Origin of the sequence: Bradyrhizobium sp. CCBAU 45384 (genome assembly GCF_028128665.1) — a bacterium.
GTDB classification, from domain to species: Bacteria; Pseudomonadota; Alphaproteobacteria; order Rhizobiales; family Xanthobacteraceae; genus Bradyrhizobium; species Bradyrhizobium manausense.
Window position 1 is genome coordinate 228,400 of record NZ_LBIZ01000111.1, and the last position, 16,839, is coordinate 245,238.

Annotated in this window: 17 protein-coding genes; 15 read left to right on the plus strand and 2 right to left on the minus strand. The window is 61.8% G+C overall.

Annotation, left to right across the window (positions count from 1 at the left end):
- Nucleotides 1-7: 7 nt before the first annotated feature.
- The 4 genes from mce to mtnK all read left to right on the plus strand — a co-directional run bounded on the left by mce (nt 8) and on the right by mtnK (nt 2,650).
- Nucleotides 8-412 (plus strand): methylmalonyl-CoA epimerase, encoded by a 405-nt coding sequence (gene mce, locus XH80_RS23165; RefSeq protein ID WP_271600540.1) that lies wholly within the window; start codon nt 8-10, stop codon nt 410-412.
- A gap of 9 nt (nt 413-421) precedes the next feature.
- Nucleotides 422-697: a DUF1467 family protein gene (locus XH80_RS23170; protein WP_271600541.1), complete on the plus strand. Its 276-nt coding sequence runs from the start codon at nt 422-424 to the stop codon at nt 695-697.
- Between the two features lie 235 nt (nt 698-932).
- The gene (locus tag XH80_RS23175) at nt 933-1,280 is read left to right on the plus strand and encodes a hypothetical protein (RefSeq protein ID WP_271600542.1); all 348 of its coding nucleotides are present in this window, start codon (nt 933-935) and stop codon (nt 1,278-1,280) included.
- A gap of 83 nt (nt 1,281-1,363) precedes the next feature.
- Nucleotides 1,364-2,650, plus strand: coding sequence for an S-methyl-5-thioribose kinase (gene mtnK, locus XH80_RS23180; RefSeq protein ID WP_271600543.1), 1,287 nt, complete (start codon nt 1,364-1,366; stop codon nt 2,648-2,650).
- Between the two features lie 117 nt (nt 2,651-2,767).
- On the opposite strand, the gene XH80_RS23185 is transcribed toward mtnK, so the two are convergent.
- Nucleotides 2,768-3,652 carry a hypothetical protein gene (locus XH80_RS23185; protein ID WP_271600544.1) on the minus strand — a complete coding sequence of 295 codons (885 nt, stop codon included), beginning with the start codon at nt 3,650-3,652 and terminating at the stop codon, nt 2,768-2,770.
- A 215-nt stretch (nt 3,653-3,867) separates the two neighbouring features.
- Between XH80_RS23185 and XH80_RS23190 the strand changes: the two genes are divergently transcribed.
- From XH80_RS23190 to XH80_RS23210, 5 genes are read left to right on the plus strand one after another with little or no spacing between them, the layout of a single operon-like run.
- Nucleotides 3,868-5,457 (plus strand): ABC transporter substrate-binding protein, encoded by a 1,590-nt coding sequence (locus XH80_RS23190; RefSeq protein ID WP_271600545.1) that lies wholly within the window; start codon nt 3,868-3,870, stop codon nt 5,455-5,457.
- A 60-nt stretch (nt 5,458-5,517) separates the two neighbouring features.
- Entirely contained in the window at nt 5,518-6,441 is a 924-nt protein-coding gene (locus tag XH80_RS23195) for an ABC transporter permease (protein WP_271600586.1), read from the plus strand.
- Nucleotides 6,438-7,259 carry an ABC transporter permease gene (locus XH80_RS23200; RefSeq protein WP_271600546.1) on the plus strand — a complete coding sequence of 274 codons (822 nt, stop codon included), beginning with the start codon at nt 6,438-6,440 and terminating at the stop codon, nt 7,257-7,259. The genes XH80_RS23195 and XH80_RS23200 overlap by 4 nt, the downstream gene beginning before the upstream one ends.
- Nucleotides 7,256-8,236 carry an ABC transporter ATP-binding protein gene (locus tag XH80_RS23205; protein ID WP_271600547.1) on the plus strand — a complete coding sequence of 327 codons (981 nt, stop codon included), beginning with the start codon at nt 7,256-7,258 and terminating at the stop codon, nt 8,234-8,236. The genes XH80_RS23200 and XH80_RS23205 overlap by 4 nt, the downstream gene beginning before the upstream one ends.
- Nucleotides 8,229-9,251 (plus strand): ABC transporter ATP-binding protein, encoded by a 1,023-nt coding sequence (locus tag XH80_RS23210; protein ID WP_271600548.1) that lies wholly within the window; start codon nt 8,229-8,231, stop codon nt 9,249-9,251. Before XH80_RS23205 ends, XH80_RS23210 begins: the two co-directional genes overlap by 8 nt.
- A 231-nt stretch (nt 9,252-9,482) precedes the next feature.
- Here XH80_RS23210 and XH80_RS23215 read toward each other — a convergent pair whose 3' ends face one another.
- Nucleotides 9,483-9,794 (minus strand): hypothetical protein, encoded by a 312-nt coding sequence (locus tag XH80_RS23215; protein ID WP_271600549.1) that lies wholly within the window; start codon nt 9,792-9,794, stop codon nt 9,483-9,485.
- 112 nt (nt 9,795-9,906) lie between these two features.
- Between XH80_RS23215 and XH80_RS23220 the strand changes: the two genes are divergently transcribed.
- From XH80_RS23220 to XH80_RS23245, 6 genes are all read left to right on the plus strand, one after another.
- The gene (locus XH80_RS23220; protein ID WP_271600550.1) at nt 9,907-13,119 is read left to right on the plus strand and encodes an adenylate/guanylate cyclase domain-containing protein; all 3,213 of its coding nucleotides are present in this window, start codon (nt 9,907-9,909) and stop codon (nt 13,117-13,119) included.
- 279 nt (nt 13,120-13,398) lie between these two features.
- A complete protein-coding gene (locus XH80_RS23225; RefSeq protein WP_271600551.1) occupies nt 13,399-13,821 on the plus strand; it encodes a hypothetical protein in 423 nt (140 codons plus the stop codon).
- Nucleotides 13,822-14,119: 298 nt separating this feature from the next.
- Nucleotides 14,120-14,863, plus strand: a complete 744-nt coding sequence (locus tag XH80_RS23230) for a sulfite exporter TauE/SafE family protein (RefSeq protein ID WP_271600552.1) — start codon at nt 14,120-14,122, stop codon at nt 14,861-14,863.
- Between the two features lie 152 nt (nt 14,864-15,015).
- Nucleotides 15,016-15,609 carry a hypothetical protein gene (locus XH80_RS23235; RefSeq protein ID WP_271600553.1) on the plus strand — a complete coding sequence of 198 codons (594 nt, stop codon included), beginning with the start codon at nt 15,016-15,018 and terminating at the stop codon, nt 15,607-15,609.
- 28 nt (nt 15,610-15,637) lie between these two features.
- A complete protein-coding gene (locus tag XH80_RS23240; RefSeq protein ID WP_271600554.1) occupies nt 15,638-16,138 on the plus strand; it encodes a GlcG/HbpS family heme-binding protein in 501 nt (166 codons plus the stop codon).
- 224 nt (nt 16,139-16,362) lie between these two features.
- Nucleotides 16,363-16,695 (plus strand): MmcQ/YjbR family DNA-binding protein, encoded by a 333-nt coding sequence (locus XH80_RS23245; RefSeq protein WP_271600555.1) that lies wholly within the window; start codon nt 16,363-16,365, stop codon nt 16,693-16,695.
- Nucleotides 16,696-16,839 lie beyond the last annotated feature (144 nt).

Here is a 16,839-nt window from a genome sequence, read left to right on the forward strand (position 1 = left end):
AAGGAACATGCTGGGTCGCCTCAACCACGTCGCGATCGCGACCAAGGATGCCGTCAAGGCCGCAAAAATTTACGGCGCGGCGTTCGGCGCGGTGATCTCCGAGGCCGTGCCGCTGCCCGAGCATGGCGTTATCACCGTGTTCGCGACGCTCCCCAACACCAAGATCGAGTTCATCGAGCCGCTCGGCGAGGCCTCGCCGATCGCAAAATTCCTCGAGCGCAACCCCGACGGCGGCATCCATCACGTCTGCTACGAGGTCGTCGACATCATCGCCTCGCGCGATACGCTGGTGAAGGAGGGCGCGCGCGTGCTCGGCGACGGCGTGCCGAAGATCGGCGCTCATGGCAAGCCGGTGCTGTTCCTGCACCCGAAGGATTTTTCCGGCGCGCTGGTCGAGATCGAGCAGGCGTAAGACCGGATCATGGCCGTCCAGATTTCAACCGCGCTCGCGATCTACTTCGTCATCTGGTGGATCGCGCTGTTCTTGACGCTGCCGTTCGGCGTGCGCAGCCAGCACGAGGACGGTGTCGGCGCGCCAGGCACCGACCCTGGCGCGCCTATCCTGACCGGCATGAAGCGCAAGCTGATCTGGACCACGATCATCTCGGCGATCATCTACGGCCTCGGCCTTGCCGCCTATCACGCCGGCTATCTCTCGCTCGAGCGGCTGTCGAAGATGATGGGAATGCCGTTTTAGTTTCACCTCTCCCCGGAGGGGAGAGGTCGGATTGCTGCTGGCGATGCGAAGCATCGTCCGGTGCAATCCGGGTGAGGGACCGCAATAGACGGTGAGACCGTGACCCCTCACCCGGATCGCATCTTTCGATGCGATCCGACCTCTCCCTTCGGGAGAGGTACAGCACCACGGTGGGATCTTGTTTGGTCTCGCTACTCGCTTAGAATTTTGAGTCTGTTTGTTGTTGGGGGAACGAATGACTTTTCAGAGGATCGTCGTCGCGCTGCTGGTGCTTGTGGTCGCCGGCCTCGGAGCCGTCGGCTATGTCGAGTGGAAGCTGGCTGTGCAGGTGCGAACGCTGAAGGCGTTCGTCGAGGGCTATGTCTTCAACGAGGCCGTGTTGGCCTGTGAGCAGGCCAAGAGCTCGACGCCGTTCAAGTGGAACGGCGGCAAAAGCACCTCGGTGATCGGCCTGAACTCGGTCAAGACAGATAAATACAACGTCTATGCCAGCTACACGCTGGTGGCGGACAGCGTTTATTGTGATTACGATCCCATCAAAAGAAAGGCCGAGATCGGCTCGAGCTTCCTGGAGCGGGAGTAACGATCCGGACCATCAAGCATGATCCGGAAAAGTGTGAAGCGGTTTTCGGGAAGATCATGCTCAAATAATGGGAAGGGATCGTCATGGCGCACGGGCAGGGGGATTACCGGATTCTTCAGGAAGCGGCCTTGCGGGATTATCTCGCGGGCCTGCCCGACACCGCGGCGCTGCTTGGCGGCGCGCCAACCGCCTGGTCCATCACCGAGGTCGGCGACGGCAATCTCAATCTCGTCTTCATCGTGAAAGGCGCCAGCGGTGGCATCGCCGTGAAGCAGGCGCTGCCTTACGTCCGCCTCGTCGGCGAGAGCTGGCCGCTGCCGCTGTCGCGAGCGCATTACGAATATCTCGCGCTGTCCCGGCAGGCCAAGCTCGCACCTCGCCTGGTGCCCGCCTTGCTGCATCACAACGAGACACTCGCGCTCACCGTGATGGAGCTGCTCGAGCCCCACATCATCATGCGCAAGGGCCTGGTCGCAGGAGTGCAATATCCGCGCTTCGTCGACGACATCACCACCTTCATGGCGCGGACGCTGTTCTTCACCTCCGATCTCGCGCTTGCGGCCGCCGAGAAGAAGGAAGCCATCGCGGCCTTCGCCGGCAATCATGCGCTCTGCAAGATCACCGAGGATCTGATCTTCACCGACCCCTATCGCATCGCCGAGCAGAACCGCTGGACCGCACCCTATCTCGATGGCCTCGCCGCATCCTTGCGCGAGGACATGGAGCTCCATGTCGCGATCAGCAGGCTGAAGCTGAAATTCTTGGCAAGCCCAGAGGCGCTGCTGCATGGCGATCTCCACACCGGCTCGATCATGGTGACGGCGTCAGAGACGCGGGTGATCGATCCCGAATTCGCCTTCTTCGGTCCGATGGGGTTCGATGTCGGCGCGGTGCTGGCCAATCTCCTGATGGCCTATTTCGCCTCCGCCGGCCATGAGGGAGCGCCGGGCGAGCGGCGCGAATTCGAAGCCTGGGTGCTGGAGACGGTCGACCAGGTCTGGAACGAATTCGCGCGAAAATTCCTCGAGCTCTGGCGGTCGGAGGCGAGCGGCGATGCCTATCCGGTCTCGCTCTTTGCCGGCGAGAAGGGCGCGATGCGGCTCGAAGCCGAGCGGCAAGCCTACATGCAGCGCCTGTTCACCGACACGGTCGGCTTCGCCGCGGCCAAAACCATCCGCCGCATTTTCGGCCTCGCCCACAACATCGATTTCGAGCTGATCGAGGATCCGCGCAAGCGGGCGGTGAGCGAGGCGCGCGCTATCAGGCTCGCGCGCGGGATGATGGTGGAGGCGGCAGCGTTCCGGACCATCGCCGACGTCACAGGCGCGGCGCGGAAGCTGCGGGACTGGCAGCCGGAGCTGACGGGCTGACGGAGCGCTTCTTTGCGCTCCGTCATTGCGAGCATAGCGAAGCAATCCAGACTGCTGCCGCGGAAAGATTCTGGATTGCTTCGCTACGCTCGCAACGACGGGGAGACAGCGTCGCGCTCAATACAGCCGTATCGGGAGCGGAGCGCCGTCCGGGCCGACCAGCAGACCCCAGGTCTCATTCGCTGCGACCTCGAGCTCCCGGCTCCGGGCTGCGTTGCCCTCGACCTTGACAGTGATCGTGTGCTTTCCCGGCGGCAGATCGATCTTTTGGATATCGGACCCTTCGCTCGCTGCGTCGTCGGTATGCGCCAGTTTTTCTCCCACATGCGGCGCCAGGCTGATGGTCCGCTCGTTGACGGTGACGACGGCCGCTTCATCGGTCTCATTGCCGAGCATCAGCCTCACTTGCCCCGGCTTGGGCGGGATACCGGCCGTCGCGTCCGCACGCTTGCGCACGGACAGGTCGACGATGGTCCTGTTGTCTTGGCGAGTGAGCCGGAGCATCGCCGGTCCGTCCGGTGTCGTGAAGGCGATCTCGGCCCTGTCAGGCGTGATCACCGCGCCGTCCTTCTCGATCCAGCCGCGCTGTCCGAGCGCGGCGCGATAGAAGCTGGCTACGGTTGCGAGATCGAGCGGCGTCTCGACGTGACCCGAGCGGATGAAGAAGGCGTTCTTCGCGGTCATCAGCTCCCAGCTGGCCGGCAGCGGCAGGCCGGCATCATCGGACATTTTGGACTCGAAGGTCCGGCTGGCGGCCCGCGCCAAAATCCGCAGCGCGCCGCAGATCAAGCGTTCGCCGAGATAATCAGGCGTGCAGCGGTTCCTGGTCGCCCACCAGGTTTCGTCGACATAGGTGTTTGATCCCGAACTGCGGTACCAGCCGACGTCGATGCCGTCAGCGGGGCCGTCCCTGTCAGGGTCCGGCGTGACGGGGATCGCCATCGCCGCCGTCGCGGCAACCAGGCTGCCCGCGAGCAAGATACCTAACGTTCCGCGCATCATTGTTTCGCGATCCCTGGGGCTCAGATAACGATCCCAGGCTTGGTCGCGTCGATCGCGAAAAATGTTCACTGCCCCTGGCGGCGCGATGACGCACCGCGTCATCAGGCGCCCTGCCTCAGGAACCGGTATCGGCCGCCCTCAAAACGAAGCTTGCGTTCGACGGGCAGTGAATGATCAAATCCGTGATCGAAATACCTGCGCTATTGGGAGACCACATGATGTTCAGGATGACGGCGATCGTCGCGGGGATGGCATTGGCACTTGCCGGATCGGCGGAGGCCCAGACCCCACGCAAGGGCGGGACCATCCGCATGACCGCGCCCTACGGTTCGAGCTTCACCAGCCTCGACATCCACACCACCCAGCGCGCCCAGGACGAGATCTACGCCAAGGCGCTGCATCGCTCGCTCTACACCTGGGACTCCGCGGAAGGAAAGCCGGTGCCAGAGCTTGCGAAGGAGGTCGTCGTCTCGGGCGGCGGTCTCGTTCACACCTTCAAGCTCCGCGACGACGCCTATTTCCACAATGGCCGCAAGATGACGGCCGACGACATCCTCTGGACCTTCAACCGCATCATGGACGGCACCAAGGCCTATCCCGGCGCGCGCTATGTCCGGATCATCGAGGGCGCAGCCGCGGTCGAGAAGGGCCAGGCCAAGGAGATCTCCGGCCTGAAGAAGATCGACGATTTCACCCTCGAGATGAAGCTGACCGAAAAGGTTGATCCCGGCTTCTATTTCTTCACTGCGCTGACGTCGATCTATCCCGCCGACGAAGGCGCCAAGGACAGCTTCATCCAGCACCCGATCGGTCTCGGTCCCTTCAAGTTCGTCGAGCACGTGCCGGGCTCGCGCATCGTCTTGGAGCGGTGGGACAAATTCTACAAGCCCGGCAAGCCCTATGCCGACAAGGTCGTCGTTTCGATCATGGGCGAGGCCGCGGCGCGTGATGTCGCCTTCCGCAACAAGGAAATCGACACCTCGGTGCTCGGACCGGCGCAGTACGTCGCCTATCAGGCCGACCCCAATCTCAAGGGCACCATCGTCGAGGTTGCTGAAGTCTTCACGCGCTACATGGGGATGAATCCCGCGTTCAAGCCGTTCGCCGACAAGCGCGTTCGGCAGGCGATCAACTACGCGATCGATTCCGATTTGATCATCAGCAAGCTGGTCAAGGACAAGGCCTATCGCGCCACCAGCTGGCTGCCGCTGACCTCGCCCGCCTACGACAAGACGATGAAGCCGTATCCCTATGATCCCGCCAAGGCCAAGCAGCTGCTTAGCGAGGCCGGCTATCCCCAGGGCTTCGAATTCGAATGGACCACCAGCCAGAATGAAAGCTGGGGCCTGCCGATCGTCTCGGCGGTCATCCCGATGCTGGACAAGGTCGGCATCAAGGCCAAGGTCAAGCAGGTCGAGACCGCGGTGCTGGCCGAGGTGGTGCGCACCGGCGACTACCAGGCCTACGTCTATTCCCAGCAGAGCGGACCGGATCCGCTGGCAGCCCTCAAATGCTTCCACTCGTCGACGCCACAGGCGGCCTGCAACTACACCAATTTCAGGAATCCCGACTTCGACAAGATCCTCGACGAGGCGGGACAGACCGACGACTCTGCCAAGCGCACCCAGCTGCTGCAAAAGGCCAATGCGTTCCTCTATGAGGAAGCGCCGGTCTGGTTCTTCAACTACAACAAGGCCGTCATGGCCGTGCAGCCCTGGCTCCACGGCATCCAGAAGAACCCGACGGAGCTGACCCATCAGAATACCGAGGAGCTGTGGGTTGACGACACTTCGCCCGCGAAATGACACGCATTCTCGTGCTCCCTCCATCGCGATCGAGCGGTGGAGGGACGGAAGAAAGTGCCGATGCTCTCCTTCCTGATCCGTCGTCTGCTGCAAACCATCCCGACCGTGCTCGCCGTCGTGTTGCTGGTCTTCGTTCTGTTCAGCGTCGTTCCCGGCAGCATCGTCTCGTCGATGAGCGATGACGCCGATCCGCAGGTCGAGTTGCGCTTGAAGAAACAGCTTGGCCTCGACGATCCTGTCTATGTGCGTTTCGGTGCCTATATCGCCAAGCTCGCCACCGGTGATTTCGGGACCTCGTTCCGGACACGCGAGCCCGTTACGGCGATGCTCGCCAAGCGGGCATGGCCGACGCTGCAGCTGATTTTCACCGCCATGGCGTTTTCCGTCCTGCTCGGGGTGCCGCTCGGCTTCATCGCCGCGTTGCGGCCGGGCGGCCTCGTCGACAGTGCGGCGATGATCGTCGCGGTGACGGGGCTGTCGATTGCCAAGTTCTGGCTCGGATTGGTGATCATGTATGTCTTCGCGCTGAAGCTCGGCTGGCTGCCGAGTTTCGGCTATGGCGATGGCGGCCTGAAATATCTGCTGCTGCCGGCCCTGACCCTCGGCGTCTCGCCGATGGCGCTGTTTGCCCGGACCACGCGCGCCGCCGTCCTCGAGATCATGACGGCCGATTTTGTCCGCACCGCACGCTCCAAGGGCATGAGCGAGACGCGCGTGGTGAAGTGGCATGTGATGCGCAACGCGCTCGTGATCATTCTCACCACCGTCGGCCTGCAATTCGGCGGGTTGATGGGGCAGGCGGTCGTCGTCGAAAAGCTGTTCTCGTGGCCGGGCATCGGCTCGCTGCTGGTGGACAGTGTCTTGCAGCGTGATATTCCTGCCGTCCAGGGCTCCATTCTCGTGGTGGTGCTGGCCTTTCTCGCGATCAACCTGCTGGTCGATTTGCTCTACGGCGTGATCGACCCGAGGATCAGATACGCATGAAGCTGCGCGCCAATCTCATCATCGGTGGCACGTTGTTCACGCTTGCGATCGTGGTCGGCGTGCTCGCCCCTTGGCTGGCCCATACCGATCCCGTCCTCGATGCCAACCTCATGAACGCGGAGGAGCCGCCGAGCTGGACCTGGTGGTTCGGCACCGACGACCAGGGCCGCGACATCTATTCCCGCGTCGTCTACGGCGCGCGCGTCTCGCTCACGGTCGGCATCGTCTCGCAGCTCATCAACAGCGTCATCGGCGTCGCCTTGGGCCTCAGTGCCGGCTATTGGGGCGGCTGGTGGGATGACGTCGTCAATGCCCTGACCAATGTCATGCTCGCGATCCCTTCGCTGATCTTCGCGCTCGCCATCATGGCGGTGCTGGGACCGGGCCTCACCAGCCTCCTGATCGCGCTTGGCCTCACCAACTGGTCCTTTACCTGCCGCATCGCCCGCGCCTCGGCGCTGTCGCTGCGGAACCAGGGCTATGTGCAGGCGGCGACCGTACTTGGCTATGGCGATCTGCGCATCATGATGACGCAGCTGCTGCCGAACATGCTTGGGCCGATCGTCGTCATCGGCACGCTCGGCATGGGCAGCGCGGTGCTCTCGGAGGCGGCCTTGTCGTTCCTCGGCCTCGGCGTCCGGCCGCCGTTTCCGAGCTGGGGCAGCATGCTGTCGGATGCCCGCGACCAGATCACCACGGCGCCGTGGCTGTCAGTGTTTCCCGGCCTTGCCATCTTCCTGACCGTGCTCGGCCTTAATCTGCTCGGCGACGGCCTGCGCGACATTCTCGATCCCCACTCGCGGAGCCGGCGGACATGACCGGCGCGCCGCTGATCGAGGTCGAGGATCTGCGCATCGATCTCGAAGATGGTGAGAGGCGCGTTGCCGCGGCCGAGGGCATCTCCTTCCGCATCGACCGCGGCGAGACTTTTGGTCTCGTCGGCGAATCCGGCTGCGGCAAGAGCATCACGGCGCTCGCCCTGATCGGCCTGCTGCGGCCGCCGCTGTCGATCGGTGCCGGCATGATCCGGTTTGACGGTCGGGAGATCCAGCACCTCTCGGCGGCCGCACAGCGCGACCTGCGCGGCAACAGGATCGCCATGATCTTCCAGGAGCCGATGACCGCGCTGAACCCGGTCTCGCCGGTGGGACGGCAGATCGCCGAGATGTTCGTGCTGCACAAGGCCAAGAGCTGGCGTGAAGCCAATCAGCTCGCGGTCGAGGCGCTGGCCAGCGTTCGCGTGCCTGCGCCGGAGCGGCGCGTGAACGACTATCCGCATCAGCTCTCCGGCGGCATGCGCCAGCGCGTCATGATCGCCATCGCGCTCGCCTGCGGCCCGGACCTGCTGATCGCCGACGAGCCGACCACGGCGCTCGACGTCACCGTGCAGGCCGAAATCATCGAGCTGATGCGCAATCTCTGTGCCGAGCGCGGCACGGCGATCCTGATGATCAGCCATGATCTTGGCCTCGTCGCCAATGTCTGTCGCCGCGTCGCCGTCATGTATGCCGGCCGCATCGTCGAGGAGCGCGGCTCCGCCGATATTTTTCGCACGCCCTCGCATCCCTACACTCAGGGCCTGGTCGACTCGCTGCCGCGGCTCGGCAGTCGCGCAGCCCTGGGCCGGAGCAGGCTCAAGGAGATTTCGGGCGTCGTGCCCGCCATCACCAATTTCCCTGATGGTTGCCGGTTCAATCCGCGCTGTGCCCATGCCACCGACATTTGCAGGAGCGTTGCGCCGACGGCGGACCTCCTGGAGGCTGGCGGCCTGGTGAGGTGCCACCACCATGCATGAGCCGCGGGGGAAGGACGATCTCATTCTCAGCGTCGAGGATCTCGCGGTTCATTTTCCTGTTGGAGGCGGCCTCTTGGGCCGCAACCGGCGGGTGCTCCGCGCCGTCGATGGCGTCGATCTCAATCTGAAACGCGGCGAGTGCCTCGGCCTCGTCGGCGAGTCCGGCTCGGGCAAGTCGACGGTCGCCCTGTCGATCCTGGGCCTTCTGGCGCCGACGCGCGGCCGCATCGTGCTGGACGGGCAGGTGATCACGGGCAGGCCGTCCGGCGATCGCAAGGCGCTCGCCCGCATCGTGCAGATGGTATTCCAGGATCCCTATGCCTCGCTCAATCCGCGCCAGACGGTGCGCCGCACGCTGGAGGATCCCCTGCGCGTGCATGGCGTGACCGCAAGAAGCGAGATCGAGGATCGCGTCGCGACCATGCTGCGGCACGTAGGCCTGCGGCCCGAACAGGCCGACCGTTACCCCCACGAATTCTCCGGCGGCCAGCGCCAGCGCATCGGCATCGCCCGAGCGCTGATCCTCAACCCCAGGATCGTCATCTGCGACGAGCCGGTGTCAGCGCTCGACGTCTCGATCCGCGCCCAGATCATCAACCTGCTCTTGGAATTGAAGGACACGCTTGGTCTGTCCTACATCATGATCAGCCACGACCTCGGCGTCGTCGAGCATATGAGCGACCGCGTCGCCGTGATGTATCTCGGCCGCATCGTCGAGAACGGCGACTGGCGCGAGATCTTCGAGCGGCCTGCGCATCCCTATACGCGCGCCTTGATCGCGGCGATCCCCGATCCGCTCCACCATGCACCGCTGGCGACGACGGGCGGCGATCTTCCCAACCCGCTCAATCCGCCCAACGGATGCGCTTTCAGCCCGCGCTGCCGTTACGCGGAAGACGTGTGCCGCCACGAGCCGGGACCGACGCTGGAGACGCGGCCTGATGGGCATGCAGTGAGGTGCTGGCGGAGCGAGGAGATTGCCGGGCAGGCAGCTATGGCGTCAGCCGGGAGCTGAGATTCCTTCAGCTGAGGACCTCATGACGAGGAGGGGCCTTCGATATCGGCAGCCGGATGGTAGGCGCTCGCGCAATGAGAAGACGCAGCGCGCGTCGACCCGCTCGCCGGCGGAGCCGACGTGTGGAGCATGCGCGTCCACGGCCCTTCGCGGTATCTGCATTGCGGCCAAGCGAGGCGGAAAACCGGCGCTTGGCTCTCAAGACAACTCAGTGGCGCGGCGAACACCCAGCTATTTCGGTAAATAACACTTGAGCAATACGACCGTCTCGTCGCCGTTATTAAAAAGTTCGTGGTCAAGCCCGCGACCGGTTTTCCGTTCGTAGGTTACAAACGGCTTCAGCCGGATCTTGTCCTTTTTCGCTTTCGTACCCTTGGCTCCGGTGTACGTGTCCCTATCCAACGTACCGCCGGTCAAAGGTACAACTATGTACGGCCTGGACTCTACATGTCGGCCGGTCGTCGATTTAGCCGGCATGGTCAGCCTCACTATGGCGACACCACGACCTTTATGAACGACCCGCACACCAGCCTTTTTCGCCATGACTCCCCCTTTGACACACAACGTTCCAGGATGCAGCATAGCCGGGACATCCATTTAGTTCAACTGACACGTGTAGCGGTCGGCGGCGACTGTTGTTCAGCATGGGCGCTATATGTATTGCTTGGTGTGCGGTTCGGGAAATGAAGAAAGCGCCGGCTCCTGCGGCGTCTGCGGCGCGGGGCTGCACACCTACTGTGCGGCATGTGGCAATGTCGGAGATCAGAAGGCTCGATTCTGTGCTGCTTGCGGTACGCGGCTCAAGCCCGCGCTCTCCGAAGTGTCCGGGCCGGAGAAAGCAGCAACCGGCAACTGGCTGGAAGATCTCGGACGAGCCGAGAGAAAGCATGTATCGGTTCTATTCGCAGACATCGTCTCTTCATTCGAGACCATTGCGAGCCGCGATATTGAGTGGACGGAGACATTCCTTTCAGATGCATTTCGCGGAATGGCGAATGCGGTTCATAGATACGGTGGAACGGTAAGCGGAACGCGAGGTGACGGAATACTGGCACTCTTCGGCGCTCCCGTCGCGCGGGAAGATCATTCGTCTCGAGCGTGTCTTGCCGCGCTAGCGATACTCGAGTTTGCCGCCCTGGAACGACAGCGTGGACGAAATTTGGTTGTTCGGGTCGGAATCAATTCCGGTGAAGTCATCGTCGGCGTGAACACGTTCGACTTATCGGTGCAATATGATGCCGTCGGAGAAACCGTACATCTTGCAGCTCGTATGGAGCAAATGGCCAAGCCCGGCACCGCCTTCTTAACGGCGAGCACCGTCAAAAGCACCGAGGGACTATTCCGCGTGCGTTCCCTCGGCGAAATGAGCGTACGAGGATTGCCAAAACCGGTTGAGGTGTACGAATTGTTGGGAGCTATCCCCAACGCGGCGCGTATACGCGCGCAGCCTTACCGCACTCCTACTCCACTCATCAACCGCGAAACCGAATATGCGACCTTTCTCAATTCAGCGAGCTTGGCAATATCCGGGCAAGGACGGATTGCGGCAATTGTCGGAGAGGCAGGAAGCGGAAAGTCGCGTCTGGTCGAAAAATTCGTCGGATCGGAAGCCATTGGTCCGTGGCATTTCTTGAAAGCCAGCTGCGTATCCTATGACAGCGCCACGGATTGCGCACCGTTCGCCTACCTTTTACGACGTCGCCTGAATCTGGAGTCGGAATACGACGCCGAGCGCTTGCGGACGACACTGTCGGCCTGGATAAATCGTCTTGGCTCCGGTCTCTCCTGGCTCACGGCGCCCCTTCTCGCGTTGTTTGGCGTGGATCCCGCTGATCAAGGATGGCTTCTCCTTACACCTGAAGAACGCCGGCAGAAACTTATTGCGGCCATCAGCACGGCCTTGCTTCAAGAAGCGCGAAACGGCCCATTCTGCATACTTCTTGAGGATCTGCATTGGTCCGACATCGGGACACGCGAAGTTCTCGATCATCTCGCGGATGCTTTGCCGACTACGACACTTCTGTGCATCGTGACCTTTCGCCCAGGGATCAAGCTTGCATGGCAGGATCGAACCTACTGCACCACGATCAAACTTGCTCCGTTACACGCCAAGGAAGCGCGAACGTTGCTACAACACATTTTGGGATACTCCGCAGAGTTGCAGAACGCGATCGGTATCATTCTTGATCGAGCCAACGGAAATCCACTCTTTCTTGAGGAATGTGTCCGCTCGCTGGTCGACGAAGGCGTGCTGCTAGGTGAGTTCGGGGCGTTCCATCCCGCCAAAGAGATCAGCAACATTCAGCTGCCACCTACGATCGCACTGGTGGTCGCCCAGAGAATTGATCTACTCGACCCGACGGCGAAACGCGTTCTTCAAGCCTGCGCTGCAATCGGCGTGTGGATTCCAACCCTGATATTGGCTGAGATCGCGCAACTGCCGGAGCAATCGCTCGCGCAAGCGCTCGAACGGTTGTGTCGTGCCGAGTTCATCGAGCAAACGGGGTTTTTTCCTGAAGGTGAATATGCTTTTCGTCACGTCGTTCTAAGAGACGTTGCATATGATGGGCTGCTTCGCGAGCAGCGCACATTGCTACATCAGCGAATTCTCTCGGCAATGGAATCTCGGCTGTCCGAACGGAAGTGGGAGCTGGCGGAGCGATTCGCCCATCACGCAATCGCCAGTGGCAACGCCGAGAAAGCGATTATCTATGCCCAATCCGCCGGTCGCAAGTCGGCATCGCGCTCCGCATGCCGAGAGGCGGTAACATATTACGAAGAGGCCCTCCGTTTTGTAGAACGCCTGCGCGACGGGGATGACAGGAGTGCAATCGAGTTCGATCTGCGGCTCGATATGCGATATCCACTCTTTCAGCTTGGAGAGCTTTCTCGTGTTCACCGGCTTATGACCGAAGCGAATTCGATTGCATCAGCCGCTGATGACAAAGTTCGTGAAGCGCAAGTGGCTTTGTTCCTTAGCCATGTTTCGTGGCTGATGGGCGAGCACAGAGCTTCTATCGCCCATGGCAAGGCCAGTGCTCGGTTGGGTTCGGAGCTCCAGGACCAGGATCTGGTGCAGCGCGCGAACTTCTTCGTTGGTCTAGGCCACATGGGGCGGGGGCGGCTCTCCGAAACAGCCAAGCGCATGCGCGATACAGCGGACTACTTTCGCGCCCGGCCTCCTGAAGTCTCGCGTGGCTTGGGTGCGCTGGCCGGGGTTGCTTTGGGCTATTTGATCCGTGCACTCGTCGATCTGGGAAAGCTTGAAGCGGCAAAGGATCTTGTAAAAGAGGCGAGAAGGGTCTCCGAAGCGGAAGGTACGCTTAACACGATCATCACCAACGTCAGCACTGGGTATCTACACCAAGCGTGTGGAGAAATGGAGCTCGCATTACGTACCTTGCACGATGCATACGACCTATCGAGAAACTCGCGGGTTCGCCTCATGACTCCCGTCGTGCAAACCTATTTGGGCGGCGCCTACCTCGCAGCAAAGGATCCTCTCGCAGCAGCTCCTCTGCTTAGAGAGGCGGTAGAGGAGGCAGCCAATATAAAGCTTCTGTACTTTCAGCCCGTTCGTATGTCGCATTTGGCACGCGCTGAATTTTCTCTCGGAAGGCAGGAGAGCGCCTTGAAGCTTGCCAAGTCGGCTCTGGCTTTGGCCCGAACGCAGGGAGAGGTGCAGTCCGAAATCCTATCTCTGCTCACGCTCGCCGAACTGTCTCCAAATGGGGGCCACGATCCGGACATAGACCTCGTAAGAGCAATTCGGAGCGCTCACAGGAAGGCGAGGATCCTTGACTTGGCTCCGGCTGCGGAAGAGTGCGAGGCCGTAATGGCTCGCCTTTACGGTTTCGGGATTAGCTAGCCGGAGCCTGATCTGGAAAGTGTACGACGGTTTTCCCTCGCGACATCAGCGGAACGCGCTTGCGCGGAGATCATGCTCAAACAAAGAGCTAAAGGGCGATGATGATTCAACCCAATTTCATCGCGCGTTAGCATCTCGCCTCCGACGAATCTTTGCTTCTTTCGACGCAACCGGGTTGACAGCCCGGCTGGCAGGGCTTTTATTCGTGGCACGGGGAATTGCGATCTCCCCGCGAGGCGACATGCCCAAGAATCGCGTCCTGATCACCAAGGGCGCTGCATGTCGACATCACATACCACGATTTCATCAAATAGGCTGTCTCGGCTGATCGGCGCGCCCAACGCGCCGGCGCCCATCGACGCGCGCATCGACGAGCTGCTGGCTCCCGCTGCACTGTACCGTCGTCGCCCTGAACCTGGGCTGGAGAGCAAGACCAGGAGAACAATGATCGGGGGGCTATTGGCGATCTCGATCCTCCGGGTGAGCGCGCCAGTCGCGGCCCACGGTTTGATGGTCCTCATTCGGCATGGTCGTGCCGGCGTGATCACCCTCGTTGTCCGCCTTCCAGTCGCGTCCGATCGTGACATCCCCCGCGCGGCTACGATCCTGCTCGCGGGATTGTTCCGACTGCTGCGGCGACTGGGGGTGTTGGACGGCGGTGGACTGCGCTTGTGTAGCGCTTCCGGTGAACACGAAACCTAGCGCCAGAACGGACAACAGGGCAGCTGATGTTGAATGTCTCATAGTGGTCTCCTTCCTTGCAGGAGGTACTGCACCAACTCGCCGTGACGAACTTTGTTCGGAAGGTACGCGCGTTTGCGGTGCGTGCAGTGCACCGGAACCGTTGTGCACGTTTCGGCGCATTGGGAGGTGGCACTGCTGAGGCAGGAGCCGGCACAACCGTTTCGGCAATGAAACTTTGCAAGTTTGGGGATCTGCGACCTCCCCATCAGATGGATTTCCATCCAAGCGTTCGCTGTCTCGTTCGGGAGAACGGCTCATGGATGCTCCTGTCTTTGCTATCTTTGCTCTTGCTGCCCTGGTCGGCGGCTTCGTCAGCGGATTTTCCGGATTTGCGATGGGCCTCGTCGTCTCGGGCGTCTGGTTGCACATCATCACGCCGATGCAGACCGCGACCTTGATTGCCGGTTACGGCCTGCTCACGCAGGGCTATGGCATCTTCAAGCTGCGAAGCAGCCTGGATTTGCGCAAGGCATGGCCGCTTGCGTTCGGGACAGTCGTCGGAATTCCCATTGGAGTGGGCATTCTCTCGTATCTGAACCCGGTCTACCTCCGGCTCTCTGTCGGCGTATTGCTGATGATCTACGCAGTCTACGGTCTGGCGCGACCGGTATTCGCGCCGATGAAGATCGGCACCGGTGCCGACATCGCGATCGGCATCTCGAATGGGCTTCTTGGCGGCTTGACCGGGCTCGGCGGCATTATCTCGACGATCTCCTGTCAATGGCGCGGCTGGCCGAAGGATCTGCAGCGGGCCGTGTTCCAGCCGGTGCTGTTCCTGGCGTTCGTGGTCATTTCGATCTCCCAGGCCGCCGCCGGCAGCATCACGAAGGACACGCTGGCATTGTACGTGCTGGGCGCGCCGTTCCTGGTCGCCGGTCTGTGGTCCGGTTTCCGGCTGTTCGGAAAGATTGACGACGAGACGTTCCGAAAGGCGGTACTGGCGCTGCTGTTGTTCGCCGGACTGTCCTTGCTCGCATCGACGCTTCCTTCGCTTCGCTGATTGACGAGGACATCATGCCGCTGAGGACGGCCCGAACATCGGGAGTGGGACGATCAATGACGTACACCGTCGCAGCCTTGCCGTCGCGATCTTCATTGCGCATGTGGCTTGCCGCGGCGTCTGTGCTGAGCTTGGTGATGGGAGGAAACGCCGTGGCCGAGACCCTGAATTTTGACAATGCTCCTGCCGGATTGCCGCCCGACGGGTGGACCTTGACGATGACCGGCAGGGGAGAGCCGAAATGGACCGTGGAGGCCGAGCCCTCGGCGCCGAGCAAACCGAACGTTCTCAAGCAATCCGGACGAGCGACTTTTCCGCTTGCGATCAAGAGCGACACCGCGATCCGCAACGGCTTCGTTGAAGTCAAATTCAAGGCCATCGCAGGGTCGGAAGATCGCGCCGCGGGACTCATCTGGCGCGCGAAGGATGCCAACAATTACTACGTCGTCCGGGCCAACGCCCTTGAGGACAATGTCGTGCTTTACAAGACGATCAAGGGTGTCAGGACGTCGCTGGAGATCGTTGGCCGCAAAGGCGGATATGGCGTCAGCACGCCGGTGACATCAGGGCAATGGCACGTGCTGCGTTGCGATTTCGCAGCAAGTCGGTTCAAGGTGACCTACGACGGAAAATCGCTATTCGAAGTGGAGGACGCCAGCATCGTTGATGCCGGCATGATCGGCCTGTGGACCAAGGCCGACAGCGTGACCTTGTTCGACGATCTGACTTACGGCGAGATCAAATAGGCATTCGTCCAACTTGGCGGGGATATCAATGAGAGTCAGACGTTTATCGATCGCGACGGCGCTGCTGATCGCGTCCAGCTGCCCAATGCGGGCGGTAGAGGCGTTGGTCGCCTATCAATCGCTCACGCCGGAGCTGGCGCTCGATCTGGCGACCGCCGCACTAACCAGCTGCCGTAGCCATGGTTACCAGGTTGCCGTCGCCGTTGTCGATCGCTTCGGCGTGACGCAAGTGGTGTTGCGCGACCGCTTTGCGGGCCCCCATACGCCAGCAACGGCATCCGGCAAGGCGTGGACGGCTGCGTCGTTCAAGACCAGCACGATGGAGCTGAATGCGGTCAGCCAGCCGGGCATGATGCAATCGGGCATTCGGAGTCTTCCCGGGGTGGTGGTCATAGGAGGAGGATTGATCGTCGAAGCGGGGGGCTCTCTGGTCGGTGCGATCGGCGTGTCCGGAGCGCCGGGCGGTGACGCGGACGAAGCGTGCGCGAGAGCCGGGATCGCGGCCATACGTGACAAGCTGGACTTCTGACGGAGGACGACGACAAACTATCGAACTGGGAGTTGCGAGGCCCTTCCCGGGAGCTTGGCGGGTGATCCACTGGTCATGGCAACCCCCACGCAGGAATGAAAAAAACCGCGCACGATCGATGAGCCGCAGGTGGATGATTCTCGAGACAATGTCGCAACGATCCCCTTGCGAGGTCACGCTGTGCCGGGGCGTGACCCACGGAGCTGTTCTTCCATGAGTTGCCGATGGCCACGAGCGTAGACCTTCGCCGCATGGCCCTGTCGCTGTCCGGGACGACGGAGGCCCCCCACTTTGATCGGGCCGCGTTCAAGGTGGCCCGGATCTACGTGACCCTTGCTGCCGACGGCAAGACGGCCAACTTCAAGTTCACGCCGGACGAGCAGGAGCTCAAATGCCTCACGGCGCCGGAGGCGTTCGCTCCGGTGCCCAACGCCTGGGGCAAGCAGGGCTGGACCGCGGCGACACTGGCGAAGCTGTCACCGAGCGAGCTGAAGTCGGCCCTGGAGACAGCGTGGCGCCACGCTCGATCGAAAACGCGGAAACCCAGGCGCGGCTGAGCAGAGAGTGTCTCTTGGAATGCGCTGACGCGGGAGGCGCGTCGGGTTTCGCTCGATTCCAAACCAAATTCGCGGACAGGTGACCAAGATCATGCTGGCCGCTGATGGCTGCTTTTGGCCCCTACCTCACATCGGCAGCCATTG

Coding starts and splice junctions, on each gene's coding strand:
- mce (WP_271600540.1), top strand. CDS start 8: ATGCTGGGTCGCCTCAACCACGTCGCGATCGCGACCAAGGATGCCGTC.
- XH80_RS23195 (WP_271600586.1), top strand. CDS start 5,518: ATGCTCTCCTTCCTGATCCGTCGTCTGCTGCAAACCATCCCGACCGTG.
- XH80_RS23205 (WP_271600547.1), top strand. CDS start 7,256: ATGACCGGCGCGCCGCTGATCGAGGTCGAGGATCTGCGCATCGATCTC.
- XH80_RS23185 (WP_271600544.1), bottom strand. CDS start 3,652: ATGATGCGCGGAACGTTAGGTATCTTGCTCGCGGGCAGCCTGGTTGCC.
- XH80_RS23240 (WP_271600554.1), top strand. CDS start 15,638: ATGAGAGTCAGACGTTTATCGATCGCGACGGCGCTGCTGATCGCGTCC.
- XH80_RS23175 (WP_271600542.1), top strand. CDS start 933: ATGACTTTTCAGAGGATCGTCGTCGCGCTGCTGGTGCTTGTGGTCGCC.
- XH80_RS23230 (WP_271600552.1), top strand. CDS start 14,120: ATGGATGCTCCTGTCTTTGCTATCTTTGCTCTTGCTGCCCTGGTCGGC.
- mtnK (WP_271600543.1), top strand. CDS start 1,364: ATGGCGCACGGGCAGGGGGATTACCGGATTCTTCAGGAAGCGGCCTTG.
- XH80_RS23190 (WP_271600545.1), top strand. CDS start 3,868: ATGATGTTCAGGATGACGGCGATCGTCGCGGGGATGGCATTGGCACTT.
- XH80_RS23200 (WP_271600546.1), top strand. CDS start 6,438: ATGAAGCTGCGCGCCAATCTCATCATCGGTGGCACGTTGTTCACGCTT.
- XH80_RS23215 (WP_271600549.1), bottom strand. CDS start 9,794: ATGGCGAAAAAGGCTGGTGTGCGGGTCGTTCATAAAGGTCGTGGTGTC.
- XH80_RS23210 (WP_271600548.1), top strand. CDS start 8,229: ATGCATGAGCCGCGGGGGAAGGACGATCTCATTCTCAGCGTCGAGGAT.
- XH80_RS23245 (WP_271600555.1), top strand. CDS start 16,363: ATGGCCACGAGCGTAGACCTTCGCCGCATGGCCCTGTCGCTGTCCGGG.
- XH80_RS23225 (WP_271600551.1), top strand. CDS start 13,399: ATGTCGACATCACATACCACGATTTCATCAAATAGGCTGTCTCGGCTG.
- XH80_RS23220 (WP_271600550.1), top strand. CDS start 9,907: ATGTATTGCTTGGTGTGCGGTTCGGGAAATGAAGAAAGCGCCGGCTCC.
- XH80_RS23170 (WP_271600541.1), top strand. CDS start 422: ATGGCCGTCCAGATTTCAACCGCGCTCGCGATCTACTTCGTCATCTGG.